Raw genomic sequence first — 23,002 nt, forward strand, 5'->3', positions numbered from 1 at the left:
GTTCTTCCTAACACTCTCTTACAACCGAGAGAAATCATTGAAAAGTGCAAGCCCCATTAACAGCACCAGCAAAATCGAGCCAATGCGATAACTAAAGTCTTGAACTCGCTCGGATACCGGTCCGCCTTTTAGCTTTTCAATCGCTAAAAACAGCAGATGACCCCCGTCTAAAACGGGAAGCGGGAACAGGTTGATTATCCCAAGGTTCACGCTAATCAGCGCGAGGAACATGAGATAGTAAATCACCCCGAATTCCGCTGACATCCCAGCCCCCTGAGCAATCGAAATTGGCCCACTGAGGTTGTTCAGTTTCACATCACCGGTTATCAATTTCCCCAACATGTTGACCGTCAGCTTCATCAGTTGCCATGTTTTATCCGTGGCTTCAAGGATGGCGCTGAAGGGCCCATACTGGCGTATTGTCTTGTACTCATCTGGCAGCGGGATCACTTTTGGCACAACGCCTGCAAACCCTTCTGCCTTTTTGCCGACCGACTTCGTATCCGGGATCAGCGTCAGCGAAAGCGGACTACCTTGCCTCTCAACTTCCAGCGCGAGAGACGTTCCCGGATTATCGCGCACCAGAGTAACAAAGGTCATCCACTCTGTTAATGGTTGACCATCGACTTTAACGATCCTGTCGCCCGCTTGCAAACCCGCTTTGCTCGCCGCCGAATTTGCCTGTACTTCGGCTAATACCGGCTCAATCTGGGCACCGCGTGGACGAATGCCCAGTGCAGCGACGGGATCTTCTTTGTCTGGCTCGAAACGCCAGTGACGTAAATCGAGTACTTTGTCCTGACGCGTGTCGGAACCAAACGGCGATACGCTGATTGTTGTCTGCGGATCACCAATTTGGGCTACCAGTTGCAGTCGCACGGCATCCCAATCAGGGGTTTCGATACCATCAATCGCTTTAAGTTCCATCCCTGACGTAATTTGCGCACTCGCCGCGATGGAATTGGGGGCAATTTCACCCACAACTGGACGCACGCCGGGGACGCCAATGATAAACACCAGCCAGTAAGCGAAAATAGCAAAGATGAAGTTAGCTACCGGTCCGGCAGCGATGATGGCGGCGCGTTGTCCAACCGTTTTGTTGTTGAATGCGCTGTGTCGTAATTCAGGGGCGACAGGCTCAACGCGCTCGTCGAGCATTTTAACGTAGCCGCCCAGCGGGATAAGAGCGATGACAAATTCAGTACCGTGGCGGTCAGTGCGCGTCCAGAGTGATTTTCCGAAACCGATGGAAAATCGCTCTACCCGCACACCACAACGGCGAGCAACCCAGAAATGGCCAAATTCATGCACGGTAATCAGTACACCCAGTGCAACAATGAACGCCGCCAGATTCCAGAGAATGCTCAGCATAAAACCTTCCGTTAAATCGTCCCAAATACCAGTAAAAGCAAGCAAGCAAATACCGGAACAGCCGCTGTCAGGCTATCAATGCGATCCAGTATACCGCCATGCCCTGGAATCAGGTGTCCGCTGTCCTTAATCCCTGCTTCTCGCTTGAACATACTCTCGGTTAAATCACCGAGCACTGAGGCAAGCGCAGCAAAAATCGAGCACACCAACAGTATTGACGGTGCCACTTCCAGATTAGCCCAGACGCCATAGCCCCAGGAGATAATCGCTGCCGTAAACAAGCCACCGATGAAGCCTTGCCAGGTTTTACCCGGGGAAACCTTCGGAGCCAGTTTATGCTTGCCAAACAGTTTACCAAACATATAGGCCCCGGAGTCAGCCCCCCAGACGAGAATCATCACATAAAGCAGCCAGATCGCACCGCTGTAGTGGTTTTCGTCATAGTGCCAGGCACGAAGTGCGACCATACCCCAGAAAAATGGAACAATGGTGAGCAAACCAAAAATAAGCCGCAGTACTTTTGAATTACGCCAGATTGCAGCAGAACCGGGGTAGAAAAGCACCAGCAGCAGAGCAGCAACCCACCAGGCCAGCGATATCCACAGAGAACCGGCAACCAGCGGTTGATGAATATCATGGTGATATTCAGGCAACATAAACAGCATCATGGCCAGGATCAAACCACAGAGTACCGCAAGCCATACTCGCTGACTGCGTGAGGTAAAGCCGCTAAATTGACCCCATTCCCACGCAGCGAGCATACAGACCACCAGCGTAACAATAGCGAATCCCACTGGGGGCAGTAAAAACAGCGCCGCAATGACAATGGGTATTAATACAAAAGCGGAAATCAGGCGATACTTCAGCAAAAGCTACCCCCATCAGGCTTTGTCGCCACCAGGCTCGGTGCCGCCGAAACGACGCTCTCGATTGGCAAAGGCATGCAGCGCACCTTCAAAGTCTTGTTCATCAAAATCGGGCCAAAGAACATCCGTAAAGTAAAGTTCGGCATAGGCAATTTGCCATATCAAAAAGTTACTTATGCGATGTTCCCCCCCTGTCCTAATTACCAAATCCACAGGTGCCTGTTCATTCATGCAGATTTGCTTGTTCAGCGCCTCTTCATCAATTTGGTCGGGTCTCAACAGCCCTTCCTGAACCTGTTCAGCCAAATGCCGAACGCCCTGGATAATATCCCAGCGTCCGCCGTAATTCGCCGCAATATTGAGCGTCAGACCTGTATTATTCTCAGTCAGCGCTTCTGCTTTACGAATCCGTTCCTGCAAACGTGAGTTAAAACGACTGGTATCGCCGATGATACGCAGGCGAACGTTGTGGCGGTGCAGGCTTTTTACTTCGCTGTCGAGCGCCCACACAAACAATTCCATCAACGCAGTCACTTCCTGCGGAGGTCGATTCCAGTTTTCACTGCTAAAAGCATAGAGCGTTAACGCATCAATGCCGTTATTGGCGGCAAAAGAAACGGCGCGGCGAACAGATTTCGCCCCAGCTTTATGCCCAAAGGCTCGTATCTTCCCTTGTCTTTTCGCCCAGCGGCCATTGCCATCCATAATGATTGCTACATGACGACAGCCATGAGCTGGCAAGTTTTCGCTTATTGGTTGATTCGCAGACAACATAACGCGTTTTTAGTCCCTGAAAAGGATTTAACGGTACTCAGGAATACTGAAGCCTATACATAAAAAAGCCGTGTCAAACCACGGCTTACCTGACCACATTAAGTCAAATACCTGCGATCAGGTGGCGCAGACTATATCACTGAAGCCCAACGCTAACAAATAGCACGACGACTAGTGCTTGCTTTATCACCAGCTTGCGGGGCGTGTCACCTGTTGGCGCGCAATTTCGCGTGCAGCTGTATCGACCACCAGCACCTCTTCCACACTTTGTGGTTCACGCAAATCCATCTTTTCCAGTACCGATAAATTCAACGCCGCAATATCGGTAAAGCGGATCTGCTGATTCAGGAATGCTTCAACGGTAATTTCATTGGCTGCATTCAGTGCCGTTGTCGCCGCCTGCCCCTGGTCAAAGGCATGCATCGCAAGCTTCAGACACGGATAGCGATCGTAATCTGGTTCACTGAACGTCAGAGAACTTAGCTTGCAGAAATCAAGCGGCTTCACGCCAGATTTCACTCGGTTCGGCCACGCCATGGAATGGGCAATTGGCGTACGCATATCCGGCTCGCCCAACTGTGCCAGCACACTGCCATCCTGATAGCGCACCATCGAGTGAATCACCGATTGCGGGTGGATCAGTACTTCCATCTGTTTCGCTGACGCATTAAACAGCCAGCGCGCTTCAATGTATTCCAGACCTTTATTCATCATGGTGGCAGAGTCAACGGAGATTTTACGCCCCATTGACCAGTTCGGATGACGGCACGCCTGATCCGGCGTCATTGCGCTCAGTTCAGACAGTGGCGTTTGACGGAACGGACCACCAGACCCGGTAAGCAGAATTGACACCACGCCATTCTGCTCGAGGTCAGCGTACCCCAGGTTCTGTTGAAAAGGTTGCGGTAAACTCTGAAAAATCGCGTTGTGCTCGCTATCGACCGGTAAAATACGCGCCCCGCGCTGCTTCACCGCCTCCATAAACAAGCGTCCGCAGGTAACCAGAGACTCTTTATTGGCTAGCAGAACATCTTTACCAGCATCAATTGCGGCAAGGGTTGGCAACAGCCCAGCGGCCCCAACGATGGCCGCCATAACCTGATCAACCTCATCCAGCGCAGCCATCTCACAAGCCGCCTGCTGTCCACTCAGAACCTCGGTTCGACAGCCCTTTTCACGCAGTTGCACTTTCAGCAGACGCGCACTCTCTTCGTCATCCATCACCGCATAGCGGGGCGCAAACTCCAGGCACTGCTCGACCATTCGCTGCACATTCTTACCGGCCACCAGCGCTGTCACGGTGTAAAGTTCAGGATTATGGCGAACGACGTCGAGAGTACTGCAACCGATAGAGCCGGTTGAGCCGAGGAGTGTTAAATGCTTCATGAGATGCCCGAAAAAAGTTAGACCAGATAAAAGCAAAACGCCGCCAGCAAGACCCGAAGTCCCTCTGAACGGCGTTTATCAGTGTACGACAGAAATCAGAACTGCATCAGTTCCGCTTCTTTATCTGCCAGCGCCGCATCAATTTTCTTGATGGCAGCATCAGTCATTTTCTGAACATCGTCCTGGGAACGACGATCATCATCTTCACTGATCTCTTTTTCTTTCAGCAGCGCTTTGACTTTATCGTTCGCGTCACGACGTACGTTACGCACAGAAACACGCCCCTGCTCAGCTTCACCACGAACGACTTTGATCAGGTCTTTACGACGCTCTTCCGTCAGCGGAGGCAGTGGAACGCGGATGTCAGCGCCCGCAGAGCTTGGGTTCAGACCGAGGTCAGACGCCATGATCGCTTTCTCAACAGCCGGGCCCATAGAACGATCGAATACGTTGATTTTCAGCGTACGGGTATCTTCAACCGTCACGCTCGCCAGCTGACGCAGAGGGGTTGGCGTACCGTAGTATTCTACGATGATGCCATCCAGCAGGCTTGGGGAAGCACGGCCAGTACGGATTTTGCTGATTTGGGTTTTGAACGCTTCTACGCATTTTTCCATGCGTACTTCAGCATCTTTTCTGATGTCGTTAATCACGTTACGAATCCTTGGAAACTTGTCTCAGGCAGACTATCCGCCAGCACAGCGCTACAGGTGTGCTAAGTATAGTCGCGTTTAATTCATGACAACGCCAAAGGCGCGCCTTGGTAAGATACCACTACAAAATAAAGCGGAATCTTACCTGTATTTAGCGTCAACGGAAATTATTCCGTGATCAAAGTGCCTTCTTTTTCACCCATGACCACGCGACGCAGTGCGCCTGGCTTGTTCATGTTGAAGACACGGATCGGCAGTTTGTGGTCGCGAGCCAGCGTGAAGGCGGCAAGATCCATCACTTTCAGCTCTTTATCCAGCACTTCGCTGTAGCTCAGCTGATCGTACATGGTCGCAGAAGGATCTTTTGCCGGGTCGGCAGTAAACACGCCGTCTACTTTGGTCGCTTTCAGTACCACATCGGCTTCGATCTCGATACCGCGCAGACAGGCAGCGGAATCGGTTGTAAAGAACGGGTTACCCGTACCGGCGGAGAGGATCACCACGCGGTTGTTGCGCAGCAGGCTAATCGCTTCTGCCCAGCTGTAATTATCGCATACGCCATTCAGTGGAATCGCGGACATCAGGCGGGCATTCACATAGGCGCGATGCAGTGCATCACGCATTGCCAGGCCATTCATGACGGTTGCCAGCATACCCATGTGGTCGCCCACAACGCGGTTCATCCCCGCTTTCGCCAGACCAGCACCACGGAAAAGGTTGCCACCGCCAATGACCACGCCAACCTGGATACCCAGTTCGACCAGTTCTTTGATTTCCTGTGCCATGCGATCAAGGATGCTTGCGTCAATACCGAAGCCTTCCGATCCCTGCAGCGCTTCGCCACTCAGCTTAAGCAGAATGCGTTTGTACACGGGTTTTGCATTGGTAGCCATGTTTCTTTCCTGAGACTGTCAACGATTAAGATGGGGGTTAATTCTGGCGACATGATATGCCGCAAATCAGCACAGCGATACTGGAGCCTGTCTGATTTCCTGTGACGGGTGACAAAAAGAAGCCGCCCTCAGGCGGCTCCTTTTCAATCATTAAGACTGCTTGGACATTGCAGCAACTTCTGCTGCGAAGTCAGTCTCAACTTTCTCGATGCCTTCGCCCACTTCGAAGCGGATGAAGCCAGTTACGTCAGCGTTGTGCTCTTTCAGCAGCTGAGCAACAGACTTGCTTGGATCCATTACGAATGGCTGGCCAGTCAGAGAAACTTCGCCGGTGAATTTCTTCATGCGGCCTTCAACCATTTTCTCTGCGATTTCTTTTGGTTTACCAGACTGCATCGCGATGTCCAGCTGAACCTGGTACTCTTTCTCTACCACTTCAGCAGACACGTCTTCTGGCTTAACGAATTCTGGTTTGCTTGCAGCGATGTGCATAGCCAGCTGTTTAACCAGCTCTTCGTCAGCGCCTTTAGCAGCAACCAGAACGCCGATACGCGCACCGTGCTGGTAAGAGCCCAGAACGTCACCTTCCAGAGAAGCAACACGACGGATGTTGATGTTCTCACCAATTTTAGCAACCAGCGCAACACGTTCTTCTTCGAACTGTGCTTTCAGAACTTCAACGTCAGTGATTTTGCCAGCAACTGCAGCGTCCAGAACTTTGTTAGCAAATGCCTGGAAACCACCATCTTTAGCAACGAAGTCAGTCTGGCAGTTAACTTCCAGAATGATGCCGTAGGTGCCGTCGATTTTAGTGATGATCACGCCGTCAGCAGCAACGTTGCCTGCTTTTTTAGCTGCTTTGATCGCACCGGATTTACGCATGTTTTCGATTGCCAGCTCGATGTCGCCGTTCGCTTCAGTCAGCGCTTTTTTGCAATCCATCATGCCTGCGCCAGTACGCTCGCGCAGCTCTTTTACCAGGGATGCGGTAATTTCAGCCATTCTTAAATCCTCGGGAGATGTGAACTGCCCGGCCTGCGGCCAAACAGTGTAAATTGAAAAAAGGGGCCGATAATGGGCCCCTATTCATACACGGTACTAATAAGGGGTGAAACCTTATTATTCAGCTTCTACGAAGCTTTCTTCCGCCTGAGAAGCCAGATCCTGGGAACGGCCTTCACGAACGGTAGCAGCTACAGCGCTCAGGTACAGGCTAACAGCACGGATTGCGTCGTCGTTACCCGGGATAACGAAGTCAACACCGTCCGGATCGGAGTTGGTATCAACGATAGCGAATACCGGAATACCCAGGTTGTTAGCTTCTTTGATTGCGATGTGCTCGTGGTCTGCATCGATTACGAACAGCGCGTCTGGCAGGCCGCCCATATCTTTGATACCGCCCAGGCTGTTTTCCAGCTTGTCCAGCTCACGAGTGCGCATCAGCGCTTCTTTCTTAGTCAGCTTGTCGAAAGTACCGTCCTGAGACTGGGTTTCCAGATCTTTCAGGCGTTTGATTGACTGACGAACAGTTTTCCAGTTAGTCAGCATGCCGCCCAACCAGCGATGGTTCACGAAGAACTGGTCGCAGCTGTTAGCAGCATCTTTCACAGCTTCGCTTGCAGCGCGCTTAGTACCAACGAACAGAATCTTACCTTTACGGGAAGAGATCTTGTTCAGCTCAGCCAGGGCTTCGTTGAACATTGGTACAGTTTTCTCAAGGTTGATGATGTGAACTTTGTTACGTGCGCCGAAGATGAAAGGCTTCATTTTCGGGTTCCAGTAACGGGTCTGGTGACCAAAGTGAACACCAGCCTTGAGCATGTCGCGCATGGAAACAGTTGCCATGTTTAAAACCTCTATATTGAAAGTTGGGGTTATGCCTCCACGTATCCCATATTACCGACCCCGAAGGGCACCCCGGAATATGTGCCGATACGTGTGTGTTGTTACACAAAGTGAGATTTGTCGCTTCCGTCCAGCTTGTGTATCTGAGATGGATCGGAAGTCCGGCGCGCTTTATACCACAAAACACGACCAGAAACCAACAGTTGTTGGCGGAGTGTGCTGTTAATGATTCTCAATTTGGCACGAGGTGTGCCTGACTGATACCATTGGCGACACTTAGACTAGTATTGTCGAAAAAATCGACACCGATGGACAGATTACATGGCTATCTCTATTAAGACACCTGAAGAAATTGAAAAGATGCGCGTCGCCGGTCGTCTGGCCGCGGAAGTGCTGGAAATGATCGAGCCGTTCGTGAAGCCGGGCGTCAGCACCGGTGAACTGGACCGCATCTGTAACGACTACATCGTGAACGAGCAGCACGCGGTATCCGCGTGCCTCGGCTACCACGGTTTCCCGAAATCCGTCTGCATTTCTATTAATGAAGTGGTTTGCCACGGTATTCCGGACAACGAAAAAATGCTCAAAGATGGCGACATCGTCAACATCGACGTGACGGTCATTAAAGATGACTACCACGGTGACACCTCTAAGATGTTCATCGTTGGCAAGCCAACCATTCTGGGCGAGCGTCTGTGTAAAGTGACGCAAGAGAGCCTGTACCTGGCGCTGAAAATGGTGAAACCGGGTATTCGCCTGCGTACCATTGGTGCCGCAATTCAGAAGTTCGTGGAAGCGGAAGGTTTCTCCGTCGTTCGCGAATACTGCGGTCACGGCATTGGCCGTGTGTTCCACGAAGAACCGCAGGTTCTGCACTATGATGCAGATGATGGCGGCGTAGTGTTGCAAAAAGGCATGACCTTCACCATCGAGCCGATGGTCAACGCTGGCGACTACCGCATCCGCACCATGAAAGATGGCTGGACGGTGAAAACCAAAGACAGAAGCTTGTCTGCGCAGTACGAGCATACTATTGTGGTAACAGACAACGGCTGCGAAATTATGACGTTGCGCAAGGATGACACTATCCCGGCGATACTGACGCACGATGAATGATAAAAAAGCCGGCAAATGCCGGCTTTTTTAATGGCTATAGTTTTTTCTTATGGGTGGCGCACGATGAGTAATCTTTTACCCGAACAGTATGCTAACACAGCACTTCCCACCCTCCCCGACCAACCCGATAACCCGGGTGTCTGGCCGGCGCACGAGCTGACCTGCGCGCATATTAAAGCCCATATGGATGTTTTCCATCGCTGGCTGGGTAGTGCGTTCGACGCAGGCGTGTCGGCCGAGCAACTCATTGAAGCGCGCACCGAATTTATCGACCAGTTGCTGCAGCGACTGTGGATCGATTACGGTTTTGGGCAAATTAGCGATGTTGCACTGGTTGCCGTTGGGGGCTATGGCCGCGGTGAGCTGCATCCACTTTCCGACATTGATTTACTGATCTTAAGTCGCAAAAAACTGCCGGACGAACAGGCGCAAAAAATTGGTGAACTGCTGACTCTGCTCTGGGATGTGAAGCTGGAAGTCGGCCATAGCGTACGCACTCTTGAAGAGTGCCTGCTGGAAGGATTATCTGACCTGACCGTCGCCACCAACCTGATTGAAACCCGCCTGCTGATAGGCGACGTGGCGCTGTTCCTGGAGCTGCAAAAACACATTTTTAGTGACGGTTTCTGGCCGTCAGAAAAGTTCTTCGCTGCGAAGGTTGAGGAACAAAACCAGCGCCACCAGCGTTACCACGGCACCAGCTATAATCTGGAGCCTGATATCAAAAGCAGCCCCGGCGGTCTGCGCGATATCCACACCCTGCAGTGGGTAGCCCGTCGCCACTTCGGCGCGACCTCGCTGGATGAGATGGTGGGCTTTGGTTTTTTAACCGAAGCCGAGCGTAACGAATTAAATGAGTGTCTGCACCTGCTGTGGCGCATTCGCTTTGCCCTGCACCTGGAACTTAATCGCTATGATAACCGCTTGCTGTTTGACCGTCAGCTCAGCGTAGCTCAGCGTCTGAATTACCAGGGCGAAGGCAACGAGCCGGTTGAACACATGATGAAGGATTTCTTCCGTGTCACCCGCCGCGTTACCGAACTGAACCAGATGCTGTTGCAGCTATTCGATGAGGCAATCCTGGCCCTGACGGCGGATGAAAAGCCCCGCCCTATCGACGACGAGTTCCAGCTGCGCGGCACGCTTATCGATCTGCGCGACGAAACGTTATTTATCCGCGAGCCGGAAGCGATCCTGCGCATGTTTTACACCATGGTGCGTAACAGCGCGATCACCGGGATCTACTCCACCACTCTGCGCCATCTGCGCCATGCGCGCCGCCATTTGACGCAGCCGCTGTGCTATATCCCGGAAGCGCGATCGCTGTTTCTGAGTATGCTCCGCCACCCGGGTGCAGTCAGCCGCGGCTTACTGCCGATGCACCGCCACAGCGTGCTTTGGGCCTATATGCCGCAGTGGTCACACATTGTCGGGCAGATGCAGTTCGATCTGTTCCACGCCTACACGGTAGATGAACACACGATCCGCGTGATGCTCAAGCTGGAAAGCTTTGCCAGAGAAGAGACGCGATCCCGCCACCCGCTGTGCGTAGAATTGTGGCCGCGCCTTACCCACCCGGAATTGATCCTGATTGCCGCCCTGTTCCACGATATTGCCAAAGGTCGCGGCGGTGACCATTCAGTGCTGGGTGCCCAGGACGTGCTCAAATTTGCCGAACTGCACGGTCTGAACTCGCGTGAAACACAGCTGGTCGCCTGGCTGGTACGCCATCACCTGCTGATGTCGGTCACCGCGCAGCGTCGAGATATTCAGGATCCTGAAGTGATCAAGCAGTTCGCGGAAGAGGTGCAAACGGAAAACCGTCTGCGCTATCTGGTCTGCCTGACGGTGGCGGATATTTGTGCCACCAACGAGACGTTGTGGAACAGCTGGAAGCAGAGCCTGCTTCGCGAGCTGTACTTTGCCACCGAAAAACAGCTGCGTCGTGGGATGCAAAACACCCCGGACATGCGCGAGCGTGTGCGCCACCACCAGTTGCAGGCACTGGCGCTGCTGCGGATGGATAACATTGATGAAGAAGCACTGCATCAGATTTGGGCGCGCTGCCGTGCTAACTATTTTGTTCGCCACAGCCCAAATCAGCTGGCCTGGCATGCGCGGCATCTGCTGCAACATGATTTGTCGCAACCAATGATCCTCCTCAGTCCGCAAGCCACGCGCGGTGGTACGGAGATTTTCATCTGGAGCCCGGATCGACCTTATCTGTTTGCCGCAGTCTGCGCCGAACTGGACAGGCGTAATCTGAGCGTTCACGACGCGCAGATTTTTACGACCCGCGACGGCATGGCGATGGATACCTTCATTGTGCTGGAACCGGACGGCAGCCCGCTGTCATCGGACAGGCACGAAGGAATACGCTTCGGTCTGGAACAGGCCATCACCCAGCGCAGCTGGCAGCCTCCGCAGCCGCGTCGTCAGCCTGCAAAATTACGCCACTTTACCGTCGATACCGAGGTCAATTTCCTGCCGACCCACACCGACCGTAAATCGTTCCTGGAGCTGATCGCGCTCGACCAGCCAGGGCTGCTCGCCCGTGTCGGCCAGGTTTTTGCCGATCTGGGAATTTCGCTTCACGGGGCCAGAATTACAACCATTGGCGAGCGAGTAGAAGATTTATTTATAATCGCCACTGCAGACCGGCGTGCCCTTAATAATGACCTGCAACTTGAAGTGCAACAACGGTTGACAGCAGCCCTCAATCCAAACGATAAAGGGTGACGTGTTTTTTAGTGAAATGGAAAGAGTAAACAATGCAGCAGTTACAGAACGTTATTGAGTCCGCTTTTGAGCGTCGCGCCGAGATCACCCCGGCCAATGTGGATACCGTTACCCGTGAAGCGGTAAACCAGGTCATTTCCCTGCTGGATTCCGGCGCATTGCGTGTGGCAGAAAAAATCGACGGTCAGTGGGTCACTCATCAATGGCTGAAGAAAGCCGTGCTGCTCTCTTTCCGTATCAACGATAACCAGGTTATCGACGGAGCAGAAAGCCGCTACTTCGATAAAGTGCCAATGAAATTCGCTGATTACGACGAAGCGCGTTTCCAGAAAGAAGGTTTCCGCGTGGTTCCGCCAGCGGCGGTTCGTCAGGGCGCATTCATCGCACGCAACACCGTGCTGATGCCATCCTACGTGAACATCGGTGCCTACGTTGACGAAGGCACCATGGTAGATACCTGGGCTACCGTTGGCTCCTGCGCGCAGATCGGTAAAAACGTTCACCTGTCTGGCGGCGTCGGTATCGGTGGTGTTCTGGAACCACTGCAGGCTAACCCAACCATTATCGAAGACAACTGCTTCATCGGCGCGCGCTCTGAAGTGGTTGAAGGTGTCATCGTTGAAGAAGGCTCCGTGATCTCCATGGGCGTTTACATCGGCCAGAGCACCCGCATTTATGACCGTGAAACCGGTGAAGTGCATTACGGTCGCGTTCCGGCGGGCTCCGTAGTGGTTTCCGGCAACCTGCCGTCAAAAGATGGCAAATACAGCCTGTACTGTGCGGTTATCGTGAAGAAAGTCGATGCGAAAACGCGTGGCAAAGTTGGCATCAACGAACTGCTGCGCACCATCGATTAATCGGGTATAACAAAAAGCGGGGGCAACCCCGCTTTTTTTATATCTGAGGGTGGCGAAAATAGATTTTTTCGTTAATTATTCAAAGGTTATGTTGAGATCAAGGGTACCGCTATGTACGATAATTTGAAAAGTCTGGGCATTACCAATCCTGATGAAATTGATCGTTACAGCCTCCGTCAGGAAGCCAATAACGATATTCTGAAAATCTATTTTCACAAGGACAAAGGAGAGTTTTTCGCCAAGAGCGTGAAGTTTAAATATCCACGCCAGCGTAAGACCGTCGTCGCTGACGGTGTAGGGCAAGGGTACAAAGAAGTTCAGGAAATCAGCCCTAACCTGCGCTATGTGATCGATGAACTCGATCAGATCTGCCAGCGCGACCGCACTGAAGTCGATCTCAAGCGTAAGATCCTCGACGATCTGCGTCACCTTGAAAGCGTTGTGACGAATAAGATCAGCGAGATTGAAGCGGACCTTGAGAAATTAACGCGGAATAAATAAGTCAGGTGTGGCCTGTTGCCCTCACTCCAGCCCTCTCCCACCGGGAGAGGGTGAAATTCTTATCTCTGCTCATCCAGCTGCAGCGCCACATACAGCAGCAGCCTGTCGTCAAAACTCCCCAAATCCAGCCCTGTCAGCTCCGAAATCCGGTTAAGCCGATATTCCAGAGTATTACGATGAATAAACAGCGCTTTCGAGGTCGCCAGCGGCTGCACGTTATGACGAAACCACGCCTGTAGCGTCCGACGCAGCAACCCGTTGTTGTCCATGGCTTTCAGGCGCGCTAATGGTCGTGCCAGCTCATTGGCCTGCCAGCCCCCACGCAGGCTATCGAGCAGCACCGGCAGCATCAGATCCTGATAAAAATAACTGCGGCTTTCCGGCATCCGCTGTTTACCCACCATCATGGTGGTGCGAGCAGTACGCCAGGAACGGGCAATACTGCCCGGTCCGGTAAAGTAATTGCCGAGCGCAACGCGAAAACGCAGTTGACCATTTTCCTTCATCCGGGAGATCAGCAGCTCCACGCGACGACGATGATCGTCCGCATCCCAGCGGCCGAATGCATTGAGCGCCGGTTTGAGCACCACCATTTCCGTCAGAGACACGATTGCCACCAGGTTATCGCGCTCCGGTGTCGCCAGCGCATTTTGCAGTTGCTGCAGTTCGGCCATCGCGCTGTCGACGCCAAGCTGGCCGCTATCGACCTCAATCACCGCCACCACGCGCGGCTGGTTCAGATCGATCCCCAGACGCTGCGCCCATTCGCTCAGTGCCGGCGTATGCTCTTCCGCCTGGATCAGGTTCATCACCAGCTCTTCACGCAGGCGGCTGTCCTGAGCCAGCAGGTGCATCAGGCGCGACTGCTCCAGCATCATCTCTGCCGTCATGCAGACCAGCTCGCCATATTTGCGCAAGGATCCCGGCTCGCCTGTCAGGCCAATTACCCCCACAATTTCGCCTTCAATGCGCAGCGGCAAATTAATGCCCTGACGAACACCGTGCAGATGTTTTGCCACTGCATCGTCGATATCCACGACCCGCCCCTGGGAGAGCACCAGCAACGCACCTTCGTGCAATTCACCAATACGCTCACGATCGCCGCTACCAATAATGCGCCCGCGGGCATCCATTACGTTGATATTGGTATCAATGATTCGCATGGTGCGCGCCACAATATCCTGCGCCATTTTGGTATCAAGGTGCCAGCCAGCCATGTAACCCTCCTCTGAGCAGAGCTCAAGCATAGGGAAGTTCAGTGACGGCTGCATTGTGCGAATGCACAAAGAGAGAGGAAGATGTATGGAGTTGTGGTAAGAGTCACAGAAAAGAGAAAGCCCCTGCGTACAGGGGCTTTAGAGGATTACTGCATCAGCAGATAGAGAGAGGTATCACCACGCTGGATATTCAGCGCCAGCACGGAAGGCTTGCTATCGAGAATTTTGCGCAGTTCAGCAATGTTTTTCACCGGCTGCTGGTTAGCACCCATGATGACATCACCTTTTTTCAGGCCGATACGGGCTGCCGGTGAATTCGCTTTCACGTTGTTCACCACCACACCTTTATCTGCACCTTTATTGCTCATCTCGGCACCTTCAATACCGCTGAAGATGGTGCTGGAATCGACCTGATTCTGGCTGCTCTGCTGCAGCTCCAGGCTCACGTTAACCGGCTTACCGTCACGCAGCAGGCCAAGGGTCACTTTGCTGCCAATCGGCATAGAGCCCACTTCCGCACGCAGGGCGGCAAAGCTGCTGATCGGTTTACCGTTCAGAGAGGTGATCACATCCCCCGCTTTAATACCCGCTTTTGCCGCAGAGGAGTTAGGCATCACCTGGCTGACGAATGCCCCACGCTGAGCATCAACTTTCATCGCCTTAGCCAGTTCGGAGTTCAGTTCCGTACCGAGGATACCCAGCTCACCACGTTTCACCTGGCCATACTGCACCATCTGCGCGGTCAGGTTTTTCACCATATTACTTGGGATAGCAAAGCCGATACCGATGTTGCCACCGTCCGGTGCCAGGATCGCGGTGTTGATCCCGATCAGTTCGCCGTTCAGGTTCACCAGCGCACCGCCGGAGTTACCGCGGTTGATCGCCGCATCCGTCTGGATGAAGTTTTCGTAGTTTTCCGCATTCAGACCGCTACGCCCCAGAGCGGAAACGATACCTGAGGTTACGGTTTCACCCAGACCGAACGGGTTACCGATCGCCACGGTGTAGTCACCCACGCGCAGCGCGTCGGAGTCGGCAATTTTAATCGCCGTCAGGTTTTTCGGATCCTGAATCTGGATCAGCGCAATATCAGAGCGCGGATCTTTACCCACGACTTTTGCATCGAATTTACGGCCATCACTCAGCTGAACTTTGATGGTGCTGGCGTTATCAACAACGTGGTTGTTCGTCACCACGTAGCCTTTCGCCGCATCAATAATCACCCCTGAACCAAGCGCCATGAATTTCTGCTGCTGGCCGCCGCCCTGGCTGTCATCCCCTGCGCCACCGCCCTGACAGAACGGAGAGCTCTGGAAAGGAGAACCGTCCTGACAGAACGGTGAGTTGTCACCAAAGAACTGCTGGAAGTTACGCGGCATACGCGGCGTGTTGACGGTCGTGCTACCCTCAACGTTGATACTCACCACCGATGGCATCACTTTTTCGAGCATCGGTGCCAGGCTTGGCATCTGCTGCGCGGTTGCCGACGACGACGCGGTCTCGGCTGCAGTAGCAGTCAGAGGAGACAGCGCTAAACCTAAACTCAGAGCCAGTGCACTCATTGCTAATGTGGTTTTTTTCATGTTTCTCAATCTCGATTTACAGGTAACGCAAAATTGCTGTGTAACTCAGATTCGTTTTATACCGCTTAGTTCCGGCGATAAGTTTATGGAAAAGGTAAAAATTTATTGGCCGTCTTTACAAAACTCAGCGCTTATTCCACAGCCATGAGCTTGCGGTATTCATCCCAGGCATACAAATCTGTCATACCGCTGATATAGTCCTGGATAAGACGACAGCGATAATAATATTCCATCACTGGCCATTGGGGAGAATGGCGATCCAGCTTACCGATCGCTTCAACATACGCCAACCGATGACGGGTTGAGAGTTTCTGATAAAGCCGGGATTCGATGGGTATTCCACGCACGCGTTCTTTTTCCACCAGTTCACTGAACTCATCGACCGATAACTGAAGCAATGGGGAATAAATTTCCAGTAACCCACTGATTACCCGGTATCCCTGTAGCTCTAACTGTTCGACATCCGGATGGCTGAATACATGCCGCATTGCCACATGCTTATAAAGCTCAAGGAGTTGACTGAAACTGCTGTCATCTTCCAGCAGCGCGTGATTGAATTCCCCGCTGTAAATCAGCGGCAAATTATCAATAAAACGCGACGCAGCATATGGCACCAGTTTATTTAGTGTATTGACCCGCAAATACATAAAGAACTGATCTTCAGTGCTGCGGCTTAATGTATTTGATCGCGATTTCTCCCAGGCATTTTCGACAACCTGAGCAAACAGCGACCCTTTTTCATGCGTTCCCCAGGCAGTATAAAGATGCTGATAAAGCTCCTCGACGCTGAATATTCTTTTCTCAACGGCATCTTCCAGGTCAGCCACACAATAGGAAATATCGTCGGCGGCTTCCATAATCCACGTTAATGGAAAACGGCCGTTTGGCGTCAATGAGAGTTCTTTACGTAGCCGTTCAATATAGGCTTCTTCAGAAAGGTAATAGCCCGGCTTTTTCATCAAATAGCTGTGGGATGCGGGCGTCTCTCCCATCCACCAGGCGGGACGCGTATATTTCAGGATACAGCCGACCTGCGCCCAGGTCAGGTTCATACGCATCAGGGAATGGACCAGTCTGATCCCCTGCGCATTACCCTCGAAGTGACACAGATCCTGGCGCACTTTGCGACGCAGATCGTTCAGCCCCTCTTCGCCTTCGCGCAGACGTAAATCGCGTACGATGCAGCGGTCATCGCTGAGCGGCTGGCTTACCGCATCCGAAGGGTAAAGTCGTTGTTTAAACCAGTCATTGATTGCCGCTTCGCCAAAGTGACCAAAAGGCGGGTTGCCAATGTCATGCATCAGGCAGGCCATCTCAACGATACTCTCAAAGGGGCCTGTCAGTTCGTCCAGACCATAGGTTTCCAGCAAACGTTGCTCTTTGAGACGGCTCAAAATCTCTTTGGCAATGTAACGGCCAACCTGCTGCACTTCCATTGAGTGGGTTAAGCGCGTGCGCACTGCAGCGTTACGTTCAAGCGGAAATACCTGGGTCTTTTGCTGCAGACGACGAATGGCAGGCGAGTTAATGATCCGCCCACGATCGCTTTCGAAGATACGCAGGATCTCATGCTCGCTCTTGTCGCCCTGCGGCGAACGGAAACGTCGGTGCCAGTTAATTTTGGTGCGAAAATCGATCTGCGCCATGTGCTCCCCCGCGTGAGAAATGCGCTTCCACTAAAGCCCATGATAGACTATGCATCTTAACAAGGCACATCGCGAGTAAATCTATGAAAATCGGCATTATTGGTGCAATGGAAGAAGAAGTTACGCTGCTGCGTGACAAAATTGAGAACCGTCAGACGCTCTCTCTGGGGGGTTGTGAGATCTACACCGGCCAACTGAACGGTGTTGACGTGGCTCTGCTGAAATCAGGCATCGGTAAAGTGGCTGCTGCACTGGGTGCAACCCTGTTGCTTGAGCGCTGCAAGCCAGACGTGATCGTTAACACCGGCTCTGCGGGCGGTCTGGCACCGTCGCTGAAAGTGGGTGATATCGTCGTCTCCGACGAAGCACGTTACCACGATGCTGACGTCACCGCGTTCGGTTATGAGTACGGCCAACTCCCGGGATGCCCGGCAGGGTTTAAAGCGGACGATAAACTGATTGCGGTGGCAGAAACCTGCATTGCCGAGCTGAACCTCAACGCTGTGCGTGGTCTGATTGTGAGCGGTGATGCCTTCATCAATGGTTCTGTTGGCCTGGCTAAAATCCGTCATAACTTCCCGCAGGCCGTTGCCGTTGAGATGGAAGCGACCGCGATCGCTCACGTCTGCCATAACTTCAATGTACCGTTTGTGGTGGTACGTGCCATCTCTGACGTAGCAGATCAGCAGTCTCACATCAGCTTCGACGAGTTCCTGACCGTTGCGGCAAAACAGTCCACCGTGATGGTGGAACGCCTGGTGCAGAAACTGGCACGTGGCTAAACATATCGTCAGGGCGCTGGCCGCCCTGCTTCTGCTTGCACCGGTATGGCTCTATGCTGTGCCACGTGTGATTACACTCTCTCCCGCCAACACCGAACTGGCGTTTGCCGCCGGGATCACGCCCGTTGGCGTGAGTAGCTTTTCGGATTACCCCCCACAAGCGGCAGGTATTGAACAGGTTGCATCCTGGCAAGGAATGAACCTTGAGCGCATCATCGCACTTAAACCGGATCTGGTGCTGGCGTGGCGTGGTGGTAATGCCGAGCGACAGGTCAACCAGCTCACCTCGCTTGGGATCAACGTCATGTGGATTGATGCCGTGAGTATTGAACAAGTCGCTCAGGCGCTACGCTCTCTCGCCCCTTATAGCCCAACGCCCAAAAAAGCCGAGAGCGCGGCGAAACAGATGCTCAGCGACTATGCCGCGCTAAAATCGCGATACGACACCCCAGTTAAAAAGCGCATCTTCCTGCAGTTTGGTAGCCAGCCGCTGTTCACCACCGGGAAAGGCTCAATTCAGAACCAGGTGCTGGAAGTTTGCGGCGGTGAAAATATCTTTGCTGCCAGCCGGGTACCGTGGCCTCAGGTCAGCCGTGAACAGGTACTGGCACGCCAACCACAGGCCATTGTCGTGGTCGGAAATGCGAGCGAGATTCCTAAAATTGAACAATTCTGGCGAAGCCAGCTAAAAATTCCGGTGATCCCACTCAACAGTGACTGGTTTGAACGCGCCAGCCCGCGTATTATCCTCGCCGCAAAACAGCTCTGTGCCGCGTTGGCAGAGAGTCACTAACATAAGACCCCGTTCGAGGATTTAACGATGCTCGTGTATTGGCTGGATATTCTTGGCACAGCCGTTTTTGCTATCTCCGGTGTCCTGCTGGCCGGGAAACTACGCATGGATCCATTTGGCGTGCTGGTGCTTGGCGTGGTTACCGCCGTTGGTGGTGGGACTATCCGCGATATGGCACTGGCAAATGGCCCCGTGTTTTGGGTAAAAGATCCCACCGATCTGGTGGTAGCGATGGTCACTTGCCTGTTAACCATCGTTCTGGTGCGTCAGCCCCGCAGATTACCAAAATGGATACTTCCCGTGCTGGACGCCGTCGGTCTGGCCGTATTCGTAGGCATTGGGGTCAACAAAGCCTTCAATGCGGGAACGGGCCCGATGGTGGCAATCTGTATGGGGGTCTTAACCGGCGTCGGCGGCGGGATCATTCGCGATATTCTGGCGCGTGAAGTGCCGATGATTCTGCGTACTGAAATTTACGCAACGGCCTGCATAGTGGGCGGGATTGTTCACGCTACCGCGTACTACACCTTTGCCCTCCCGCTGGAAAACTCCGCGATGCTGGGGATGGTGGTCACGCTGGTGATACGTTTAGCGGCGATACGCTGGCATCTGAAGCTGCCGACGTTTGCGCTGGATGATAACGGAAGGTAAAAGCAAAACGGTAACCGCCAGGTTACCGTTTTTTGGTCATCAGATGCTGAACGACGAACCGCATCCGCAGGTGCTGGTTGCGTTCGGGTTAGTCACAACAAAGCGTGAACCTTCCAGACCTTCAGTGTAATCCACCGAACCGCCTACCAGATATTGCAGGCTCATCGGGTCAACCACCAGTGCAACGCCCTGCTTCTCGATAGTCATATCACCATCGTTAACCTGGTCGTCAAAGGTAAAACCATACTGGAAGCCGCTGCAGCCGCCACCGGTAATATAGACACGCAGTTTCAGATCCGGATTGTCTTCATCGGCAATCAGGGTTTTCACTTTGTTGGCTGCTGCTTCGGTAAATTCCAGCGGCAGCGCTACGTCATCACTCATCTTATGCTCCCATGAATACTGCTATTGGGCAAAATTCACCCAATTCTTTATGTCATTATCTAATACCCTGGTATTTCATTCAAGTATTCTGCGTGGCCGCCCGTTCAGCCTCTTGTTTTGCCAGGGTACGTGCAAGGATGGTGGAGTATAGCGGTTTTCCACCCAGGAATTGGGCTAATAGTGTCGCGCCGAGACAGGTAATGATCATTGGCAAAATGAGCTGGTAATTATCCGTCATTTCCAGCACCAGTACGATGCCAGTCAACGGCGCGCGCAAGGACGCGGCCAGCAGCGCGCCCATTCCGGCCACCGCAAACGTCCCGGCGTCCAGATGATAAGCCGGGAAACCCACTTCAGCCGCCATCCCAAACGCGGTCCCCAGCAGCGTGCCCAATGCCAGCATTGGCGCGAAAATCCCGCCGGGTGCACCGGAGGAGAAACACAACACCGTTGTGATGACGCGTGAAATAAACATAAACAGCAGAAGACCCACGCTGAAATTGCCCGCCGCCGCGATGGGAATCAGCCCGAAGCCACCGCCAGCGGCATTGGGCTCAATAAAACCGAGTAGACCACACATCCCACCCAGCAGGCCGCCCATCAGCACCCATTTGGTAGTATTTCCGCCGTGAATGCGCTGGAACATATCCTGAGCGCGGAGGATAAAGGTGTTAAATAGCGGGCCAACCACGCCGAAAATCATACCGAGGATCAGGTAAAGCCACAGGGTATTCACCGGGGCATTGGTGAGTTTACCGACCTCAATCACCGCGCCTTCGCCATTAAAGATGCGAAAAACAATGCTCGACATAATGACGCCGGTAAACACCGCTTTGATAGAAATCAGGTTGTAGCGAAACTGCGCGCGCATCTCTTCGATGATAAACAGGATCCCCGCCAGCGGCGCGTTAAACGCGGCCGAAAGTCCCGCCGCTGCGCCCGTGGCCAGCAGGGTATGGCGCGCTTCGGCGCTACGCATCCGAAACAGATCGCCCACCATGCGCCCGACGTTCCCGCCCAGTTGTACGGTTGGACCTTCTCGCCCCAGAACCATGCCCGCCCCGAGCGTTCCCATACCGCCGATAAATTTTACCGGGATGACGCGCCACCAGCGCACCGGGCGTAACTCCTCCAGCGCACCTTCAATTTCCGGGATCCCTGAGCCGCCAGCTTCCGGTGCAAACTTGCGCACCAGAAAGTATCCCACCATGGCAAACAGCGCCGACAGTCCGAACGCCCATACCCAAACCAGCCACCGACTATCGGCGAAACCGGCTACAGTGCCAACTCGCCAGTTCAGTACCGCATTGACCGCTTTTTCGAATAGTACGCCCACCAGCCCGGCGACTGTACCGACCACGGCGGCAGCCAGCAGAATAGCCAGAGGGGTTTTATCGCGATTGAGCAAACGCCGAATACTGATACGGTGCTGTATGCGTCTGAACTGTTGTTCTTCAAAAGTGGGGATGTTTGCTTTCATTACCATTTCTTATCGTCATACAAATAGCCCCGTGGATTCTACCAGACTGCGTCATGTCATCCCGTGAAAAATACTTAACAATTGTTCAGGGAAGAAAGAGGCAAAAATTTCATTACCTTCCGCGGATCACTTAGAATAGTGTGCTTAATCATTTTATACGAACCAGGAACGACGCCATGAGCAAGTCTGAAAACCTCTACAGTGCAGCCCGCGAGCTTATTCCGGGTGGCGTGAACTCACCTGTACGCGCCTTTACCGGGGTAGGCGGCACGCCGCTGTTTATCGAACGTGCTGACGGCGCGTACCTGTTTGATGTCGATGGCAAAGCCTATATTGATTATGTCGGTTCCTGGGGACCGATGGTACTTGGGCATAACCACCCTGCTATTCGTAACGCGGTGATTGAAGCAGCTCAGCGTGGTCTGAGCTTCGGCGCGCCAACCGAGATGGAAGTGAAAATGGCGGAGCTGGTGACTGAACTGGTGCCCACCATGGACATGGTGCGCATGGTGAACTCCGGTACCGAAGCCACCATGAGCGCTATCCGTCTGGCGCGTGGTTTTACTGGCCGCGACAAAATCATCAAGTTTGAAGGCTGCTACCACGGCCACGCGGACTGCCTGCTGGTGAAAGCGGGCTCCGGCGCGCTGACCCTCGGCCAGCCAAACTCTCCGGGTGTACCGGCTGATTTCGCAAAGCACACGCTGACCTGCACCTATAACGATCTGGATACCGTTCGCGCAGCGTTCGAGCAATATCCACAGGAGATCGCCTGCATTATCGTTGAGCCCGTTGCGGGCAACATGAACTGCATCCCACCGCAGCCTGATTTCCTGCCGGGTCTGCGCGCACTGTGTGATGAATTCGGCGCGCTGCTGATCATTGACGAAGTGATGACCGGCTTCCGCGTGGCGCTGGCGGGTGCCCAGTCTTATTATGGCGTTGAGCCTGATCTGACCTGCCTCGGCAAAATCATCGGCGGCGGCATGCCAGTCGGTGCATTCGGTGGCCGTAAGGATGTGATGGAAGCCCTGGCACCAACAGGCCCGGTTTACCAGGCGGGTACGCTCTCCGGTAACCCGATCGCGATGGCTGCGGGCTTCGCCTGCCTGACCGAAGTGGCTCAGCCAGGTATTCATGAAACCCTGACTGACCTGACCACTCAGCTGGCAAACGGTCTGCTGGAAGCCGCTGCAGAAGCGGGGATCCCTCTGGTGGTGAACCACGTGGGTGGGATGTTCGGGATTTTCTTCACCGACGCGAAAACCGTCACCTGCTATCAGGATGTGGTGAAATGTGATGTCGAGCGCTTCAAGCGCTTCTTCCATCTGATGCTGGAAGAAGGGGTATACCTGGCTCCGTCTGCGTTCGAAGCAGGCTTTATGTCCGTGGCGCACAGCGAAGACGATATCAATAACACCATCGACGCGGCGCGTAAGGTGTTCGCGAAGTTGTAAGGGCATTG

Annotated in this window: 21 protein-coding genes; 8 read left to right on the top strand and 13 right to left on the bottom strand. The window is 53.4% G+C overall.

Annotation, left to right across the window (positions count from 1 at the left end):
• Positions 1–18: 18 nt before the first annotated feature.
• From rseP to rpsB, 8 genes are all read right to left on the bottom strand, one after another.
• Positions 19–1,371, bottom strand: a complete 1,353-nt coding sequence (gene rseP, locus V6E55_RS17445; RefSeq protein ID WP_316943498.1) for a sigma E protease regulator RseP — start codon at positions 1,369–1,371, stop codon at positions 19–21.
• 11 nt (positions 1,372–1,382) lie between these two features.
• Complete coding sequence (cdsA, locus tag V6E55_RS17450; RefSeq protein WP_114979148.1) at positions 1,383–2,240, bottom strand: phosphatidate cytidylyltransferase; 858 nt, start codon at positions 2,238–2,240, stop codon at positions 1,383–1,385.
• 12 nt (positions 2,241–2,252) lie between these two features.
• The gene (ispU, locus tag V6E55_RS17455; RefSeq protein WP_028018298.1) at positions 2,253–3,011 is read right to left on the bottom strand and encodes a (2E,6E)-farnesyl-diphosphate-specific ditrans,polycis-undecaprenyl-diphosphate synthase; all 759 of its coding nucleotides are present in this window, start codon (positions 3,009–3,011) and stop codon (positions 2,253–2,255) included.
• Between the two features lie 186 nt (positions 3,012–3,197).
• Positions 3,198–4,397, bottom strand: coding sequence for a 1-deoxy-D-xylulose-5-phosphate reductoisomerase (gene ispC, locus V6E55_RS17460; RefSeq protein WP_316943499.1), 1,200 nt, complete (start codon positions 4,395–4,397; stop codon positions 3,198–3,200).
• A 95-nt stretch (positions 4,398–4,492) separates the two neighbouring features.
• A complete protein-coding gene (gene frr, locus V6E55_RS17465; RefSeq protein ID WP_028018300.1) occupies positions 4,493–5,050 on the bottom strand; it encodes a ribosome recycling factor in 558 nt (185 codons plus the stop codon).
• A gap of 167 nt (positions 5,051–5,217) precedes the next feature.
• Complete coding sequence (pyrH, locus tag V6E55_RS17470) at positions 5,218–5,943, bottom strand: UMP kinase (protein WP_008501910.1); 726 nt, start codon at positions 5,941–5,943, stop codon at positions 5,218–5,220.
• Between the two features lie 150 nt (positions 5,944–6,093).
• A complete protein-coding gene (gene tsf, locus V6E55_RS17475; protein ID WP_014830708.1) occupies positions 6,094–6,945 on the bottom strand; it encodes a translation elongation factor Ts in 852 nt (283 codons plus the stop codon).
• A 117-nt stretch (positions 6,946–7,062) separates the two neighbouring features.
• Positions 7,063–7,788, bottom strand: coding sequence for a 30S ribosomal protein S2 (gene rpsB / locus V6E55_RS17480; protein ID WP_003856207.1), 726 nt, complete (start codon positions 7,786–7,788; stop codon positions 7,063–7,065).
• 321 nt (positions 7,789–8,109) lie between these two features.
• On the opposite strand from rpsB, the gene map reads away from it, so the two are divergent.
• From map to V6E55_RS17500, 4 genes are all read left to right on the top strand, one after another.
• Complete coding sequence (gene map, locus V6E55_RS17485) at positions 8,110–8,904, top strand: type I methionyl aminopeptidase (RefSeq protein WP_316943501.1); 795 nt, start codon at positions 8,110–8,112, stop codon at positions 8,902–8,904.
• Between the two features lie 63 nt (positions 8,905–8,967).
• Positions 8,968–11,643 carry a bifunctional uridylyltransferase/uridylyl-removing protein GlnD gene (glnD, locus tag V6E55_RS17490; protein WP_114979146.1) on the top strand — a complete coding sequence of 892 codons (2,676 nt, stop codon included), beginning with the start codon at positions 8,968–8,970 and terminating at the stop codon, positions 11,641–11,643.
• Between the two features lie 32 nt (positions 11,644–11,675).
• A complete protein-coding gene (gene dapD, locus V6E55_RS17495) occupies positions 11,676–12,500 on the top strand; it encodes a 2,3,4,5-tetrahydropyridine-2,6-dicarboxylate N-succinyltransferase (RefSeq protein WP_008501915.1) in 825 nt (274 codons plus the stop codon).
• Between the two features lie 111 nt (positions 12,501–12,611).
• Complete coding sequence (locus V6E55_RS17500; protein WP_008501916.1) at positions 12,612–13,001, top strand: DUF3461 family protein; 390 nt, start codon at positions 12,612–12,614, stop codon at positions 12,999–13,001.
• 59 nt (positions 13,002–13,060) lie between these two features.
• Here V6E55_RS17500 and V6E55_RS17505 read toward each other — a convergent pair whose 3' ends face one another.
• From V6E55_RS17505 to dgt, 3 genes are all read right to left on the bottom strand, one after another.
• Positions 13,061–14,218, bottom strand: a complete 1,158-nt coding sequence (locus V6E55_RS17505) for a CdaR family transcriptional regulator (protein ID WP_236920476.1) — start codon at positions 14,216–14,218, stop codon at positions 13,061–13,063.
• A 146-nt stretch (positions 14,219–14,364) separates the two neighbouring features.
• Positions 14,365–15,801, bottom strand: a complete 1,437-nt coding sequence (degP, locus tag V6E55_RS17510) for a serine endoprotease DegP (RefSeq protein WP_032666893.1) — start codon at positions 15,799–15,801, stop codon at positions 14,365–14,367.
• A gap of 131 nt (positions 15,802–15,932) precedes the next feature.
• Positions 15,933–17,447, bottom strand: a complete 1,515-nt coding sequence (gene dgt / locus V6E55_RS17515) for a dGTPase (protein WP_114979143.1) — start codon at positions 17,445–17,447, stop codon at positions 15,933–15,935.
• A gap of 83 nt (positions 17,448–17,530) precedes the next feature.
• Here dgt and mtnN point away from each other — a divergent pair, with 83 nt between their 5' ends.
• The 3 genes from mtnN to V6E55_RS17530 are packed head-to-tail and all read left to right on the top strand — an operon-like array spanning position 17,531 to position 19,673.
• On the top strand, positions 17,531–18,229 hold the full coding sequence (gene mtnN, locus V6E55_RS17520) for a 5'-methylthioadenosine/S-adenosylhomocysteine nucleosidase (RefSeq protein WP_129996650.1): 699 nt from the start codon (positions 17,531–17,533) through the stop codon (positions 18,227–18,229).
• Positions 18,222–19,022 (top strand): vitamin B12 ABC transporter substrate-binding protein BtuF, encoded by an 801-nt coding sequence (gene btuF / locus V6E55_RS17525; RefSeq protein ID WP_236920475.1) that lies wholly within the window; start codon positions 18,222–18,224, stop codon positions 19,020–19,022. Before mtnN ends, btuF begins: the two co-directional genes overlap by 8 nt.
• Positions 19,023–19,049: 27 nt before the next feature.
• Complete coding sequence (locus V6E55_RS17530; protein ID WP_114979141.1) at positions 19,050–19,673, top strand: TRIC cation channel family protein; 624 nt, start codon at positions 19,050–19,052, stop codon at positions 19,671–19,673.
• A gap of 39 nt (positions 19,674–19,712) precedes the next feature.
• Here the strand turns inward: V6E55_RS17530 and erpA are convergent, their stop codons facing one another.
• Positions 19,713–20,057 carry an iron-sulfur cluster insertion protein ErpA gene (gene erpA / locus V6E55_RS17535; protein WP_013095643.1) on the bottom strand — a complete coding sequence of 115 codons (345 nt, stop codon included), beginning with the start codon at positions 20,055–20,057 and terminating at the stop codon, positions 19,713–19,715.
• Positions 20,058–20,136: 79 nt separating this feature from the next.
• Positions 20,137–21,537, bottom strand: coding sequence for a H(+)/Cl(-) exchange transporter ClcA (clcA, locus tag V6E55_RS17540; protein WP_236920474.1), 1,401 nt, complete (start codon positions 21,535–21,537; stop codon positions 20,137–20,139).
• Between the two features lie 176 nt (positions 21,538–21,713).
• Between clcA and hemL the strand changes: the two genes are divergently transcribed.
• Positions 21,714–22,994, top strand: a complete 1,281-nt coding sequence (hemL, locus tag V6E55_RS17545; RefSeq protein ID WP_129996652.1) for a glutamate-1-semialdehyde 2,1-aminomutase — start codon at positions 21,714–21,716, stop codon at positions 22,992–22,994.
• Positions 22,995–23,002: the final 8 nt, after the last annotated feature.

It is taken from the genome of Enterobacter sp. 342, assembly GCF_036663495.1.
Classification (GTDB): Bacteria; Pseudomonadota; Gammaproteobacteria; order Enterobacterales; family Enterobacteriaceae; genus Enterobacter.